This is a genomic window from Candidatus Protofrankia californiensis, assembly GCF_900634765.1.
Classification (GTDB): domain Bacteria; phylum Actinomycetota; class Actinomycetes; order Frankiales; family Frankiaceae; genus Protofrankia; species Protofrankia californiensis.
In genome coordinates, this window is sequence record NZ_CAAAFT010000459.1 from 2,519 (window position 1) to 6,697 (window position 4,179).

Consider the following 4,179-nt stretch of genomic DNA (forward strand, 5'->3'; position numbering starts at 1 on the left):
CGTGTCAGGCGGTCGTTGTGGTCGAGCCGGTGGATACCCCATGCGCAGCCGGCGCCGACGAGGGCGAGCAGCGTCCAGGGAAGGCTCGGAAGGCCTGCCCTGCGGTCAGCGTCAAGGGGCATCACCGCCTCGTTGACAGCCCAGAAGATCGAGGTTATAGCCCACGTCCACCAGTTGGCCATCACCCTCTGACCGCGGCGTCCAAGACGCCGGACCGGCGCGTGGTAGCCGTGGACGCACGCGACCGAGAGCCGGTCGGTTCAGCGGGCGGGGTGGAGCAAGGTGTGCAGCCGGGCAAGGTCGATGTTGCCGCCGGAGAGCACCACCGCCGTTCGCTGTCCTGGCGCTATCACCCGTCCGGCCAGTACTGCGGCGACGGCCAGCGCGCCGCTGGGTTCGACCACCAGTTTCAACTGGTCGAACACCACGGCCAGGGCTGCGGTGATCTCCTCGTCGTCGACGACGAGGATCTCATCGACGTGCCGCTGGACGAGGGGGAAGGTCAGCTCACCGGGAATCTCGCCGGTGACACCGTCGGCGATGGTGCGGGGCACCGGGATCCGCACCCGCTGCCCTGCCTGCAGCGACCGGCGGTTCTTGTCACCCGTGGCGGTCTCCACGCCGATCAGGCGGGTGCTGGGAGTGAGCGCGGCAGTGACCACGCCTGCCCCGGCTAGTTGGCCTCCTCCTCCCAGGGGGAGGACCAGCACGTCCAGCGGGCCGGTCTGTTCCAGCAGCTGCAGAGTGGTGGTAGCCGCGCCGGCGATGACGTCGTGGTGGTCATAGGGCGGGATGAGGGTGAGTCCGTGCTCGGCAGCCAGCCGGTTGGTCAAGGTGAAGCGGTCGTCGGTGTAGCGATCGAAGGTCACCACCGTCGCGCCGAGGTGCCCGACCGCAGCGAGTTTGGCCGGTGGGGCATCGGCGGGCATCACGATCAGGGCGGTGGTGTTGAGCATGGCAGCGGCGGTGGCCACGGCTAGGGCATGGTTGCCCGAGGAGAACGCGATCACTCCGCGGGCGAGCTGCTCGGCGGGTAGGCAGGCCAGGGCGTTGTAGGCGCCGCGGAACTTGAACGACCCGGTGCGCTGCAGGTTTTCGCATTTGACCAGCACCTGCCCGCCGGTGTGGTCGTCCAGGACGGGTGCGCGCACGACTGGTGTGGTCACCGTTACCGCGGCCAGGCGCGCAGCGGCGGCACGTACGTGGTCCACGGTTACCATCTGCTCGGTGGCTGGTATGGGCGGGGTGGTCATCGGGTGGGTACCTTTCGGCGAATGTCGCGCATGGTGGGAATAGCACGTGTGTCGGACGAGACGGGACCGGTGACCGGTACGGGCGGGATGTGGGAGGGCAGGCGGCCGGTACGCAGCAGCAACGCCAGGGCTACGGTGCCCGCTGCACCGGTGGCCGCCAGGGCGATCCACACCAGCCACGGCCACCCGCTGGACAGGCCTACGTCCCACACCAGGCCGGTGGCCAGGTTGCCGGCGGTGATGCCAATGCCGGACAGGGTGTTGTAAAAGCCATAGTGCGTGGCCACCAGGCGACCGTCAGCCAGCACGACGATGGTGTCCATCTCGAAGGGGTAGGCGATCGCGGTGCCCAAAGTCAGCAGGACCGTGGTACCCACCGCGGGCGCCAGCGCCAGCGCCGCCCCGGCCATGGTCGTCGGTGCGGCGGGGGCCAGGTGTGAGGTGAGTACCAGGGGCACAAACGCCGCGCTCATCAACGCCACGCCGGTGGTGACCGACCGGCCGGGACTGAAGCGGGCTTTGGCCCACGCGGTCAGCCGTACCTGCCCCAGAACGGCCACTACTGCCGAGACGGCGAACAGCACGCTGCTGCCGGTATCCCCGCCCCCGCCCAGCACGCGCCCGGCCTGCAAGGGCAGGGCCAGGTAGATCTGCGCGGACAGGATATAGGAGGTGATCATCGCCAAGGAGAACAGCAGGAACGCCCGGTTGCCGACCACCATCCGCCAGTCGGCCAGCACTCCGGCCATTCCAGTGGTGTGCTGGGTGTCGCGGTCGGGAACCCGCGCAGGCAACGACCGTAGTTGCAGAACCGTCAGCGCGGCGAAGATAGCCGCGGCGGTCAGACACACCACACGGAAGTCCAGCATGATCAACGCCAGTCCGACCACCGGCCCGACCAGTATCCCGGCCTGGTAGAAGACGTTGAACACCGCGAACGCCTCCACGCGGCGCTTCCCGGCGTCCGCGGCGAGGTAGGCGCGCACCGCCGGGTTGAACAACGCCCCGGCCAGGCCGGTGGCCACCGAGGCGGCCAGCACCGCGGGCAGCGTCTCCACCACTCCCAGCAGGCCGAAGCCCACCGTGCGCAGCGCACAACCGGCGACGATCATCGGCTTGTAGCCGAGCCGGTCGGCCAGGGTGCCGCCCAGCAGGAACAGGCCCTGCTGGCTCAGCGTGCGCACTCCCAGCACCAGCCCCACCGTCCACGCGGCCATGCCCAGCCCATCGGCTAGGTGGTTGGCCAGATAGGGCATGAGCATGTAGAAGCCGAGATTGATGCCGAACTGGTTGATCACCAGCAGCTGCACACTGCCCGAAAAGGAGCGGAACTGCCCCCAGCTGCCCGTCATCACCGGGCACTCAGATGGGTCAGACGCGCATCGGTGACCGGATCGACAACGGTCATGCAGCGTGTCCACCGCCCCACGACCCGGTCCGCGGGGTGGGTGATGTGCTCGGGATGGTCGGCGGGAGGGTGCCCGAGTAGATCGTGAGCCCCGCAAAACGCATCGCTGTAGACGGTGTCGAAATAGCGGTGCGGCCCGTCGGGAAAGATCGCCGCGATGCGGGTCTCCGGCGGCAGCGTCCGCGCCAGCCATCCGGCTACCAGGCCGACCGCCCCCACACTCCACCCGCCGCTGGCGTAGTGGTGCGCGGCCAGCGCCCGGCAGGTCCACACCGCTTCGGTGGCGTTGACCCAGTGCACCTCGTCGAACGCCGAATAGGCGACGTTGCGGGGGTAAATACTACTGCCCAACCCGCGCATCAGGCGCGACGCGGCAGGCTGACCGAAGATGGTGGATCCCACAGTGTCCACCCCTACCAGCCGCAACCGCGGGCAGAACTCGCGCAACATCCGGCTGACCCCGGCGGAGTGCCCACCGGTGCCCACACTGGCCACCAGCACGTCCACACGCCCCAACTGCGCCACCAGCTCCACCGCCAGCGGCTCGTAGGAGGCGACGTTGTCAGGGTTGTGGTATTGGTCCGGGCACCACGCGCCGGGCTCGGCGTCCAGCAGCTGACGCACTCGACGGCGCCGCGCCTCCTGCCACCCACCGACCGGATCCGGCTCGGCCACGATGTCGACCTCGGCACCGTAAGCGCTGAGCATGTGCACCATCATCGGTTCCATACCCGGATCGGTGACCACGGTGACCGGATGCTCGTAGACGATGCCGGCCAGCGCCAGCCCCAGCCCCAGCGTGCCGCTGGTGGACTCGACGATCCGTGCACCCGGCGCCAGCTGGCCACGCTTGCGGGCACACTTCACCATGTGGAGCGCGGGCCGGTCCTTGATCCCGCCAGGGTTGTGGCCCTCCAGCTTGGCCCAGAAACCCCGCCCGTCGTCGGTGAACGGCTCGTCGATCCACAACACCGGCGTGTTGCCCACTGCCCCCGCAGGGGTATGACACGGCGCTGCGGACGACGACAGCACCAGCCTCGCCGAGGACGGCACCACCTGCTCGGACAGGGTCAACTCATGTTGTGTGGCAACAGCAGCATGAGAACGAACGCTCATCAGTCGAAAATCCTCTTCGGGAGTGTCGCGATGCGGAAACGGTCATCGGCCAGCCGAAAGCGCCCGGCACTCTCACCGCGACCGCCTCAGCCGCCCGCGTGCTCACACACAGGGAAGAGGGAACACAGTGCTGTGTCAGACGCTGCAGTGACCCGTCACCGTCGCGACACACCCACCCGCACCAGCAACTCGGCACCCGCTAATGTACGAACCACGCCGACGGCTGCGGCCGGAGGCCGACACTGTGCAGACCACGCCGCTACGACCACGGCCGCCGCCGGAACCGAATCCAATCCGGGTACCGACGCCGACGGCGGCTGCACGCCGAGCAGGTCCATGCCACCCGGCCCGCACGAATGATCATCATGCCGAGGCGGCGTACCGGCGTACTCAGCCCACTGA

3 protein-coding genes are annotated in these 4,179 nt (G+C 68.7%); all 3 read right to left on the reverse strand.

The genetic code is table 11. The features are described from left to right. Positions 1-260: 260 nt before the first annotated feature. From DD1DGNOD_RS23725 to DD1DGNOD_RS23735, 3 genes are read right to left on the reverse strand one after another with little or no spacing between them, the layout of a single operon-like run. Positions 261-1,253 (reverse strand): pyridoxal-phosphate dependent enzyme, encoded by a 993-nt coding sequence (locus DD1DGNOD_RS23725; RefSeq protein ID WP_206443388.1) that lies wholly within the window; start codon positions 1,251-1,253, stop codon positions 261-263. Then, positions 1,250-2,605, reverse strand: a complete 1,356-nt coding sequence (locus DD1DGNOD_RS23730) for an MDR family MFS transporter (protein WP_131771064.1) — start codon at positions 2,603-2,605, stop codon at positions 1,250-1,252. Before DD1DGNOD_RS23730 ends, DD1DGNOD_RS23725 begins: the two co-directional genes overlap by 4 nt. Beyond that, the gene (locus tag DD1DGNOD_RS23735) at positions 2,605-3,777 is read right to left on the reverse strand and encodes a PLP-dependent cysteine synthase family protein (protein ID WP_131771063.1); all 1,173 of its coding nucleotides are present in this window, start codon (positions 3,775-3,777) and stop codon (positions 2,605-2,607) included. The genes DD1DGNOD_RS23730 and DD1DGNOD_RS23735 overlap by 1 nt, the downstream gene beginning before the upstream one ends. Positions 3,778-4,179: the final 402 nt, after the last annotated feature.

Coding starts and splice junctions, on each gene's coding strand:
- DD1DGNOD_RS23725 (WP_206443388.1), bottom strand. CDS start 1,253: ATGACCACCCCGCCCATACCAGCCACCGAGCAGATGGTAACCGTGGAC.
- DD1DGNOD_RS23730 (WP_131771064.1), bottom strand. CDS start 2,605: ATGACGGGCAGCTGGGGGCAGTTCCGCTCCTTTTCGGGCAGTGTGCAG.
- DD1DGNOD_RS23735 (WP_131771063.1), bottom strand. CDS start 3,777: ATGAGCGTTCGTTCTCATGCTGCTGTTGCCACACAACATGAGTTGACC.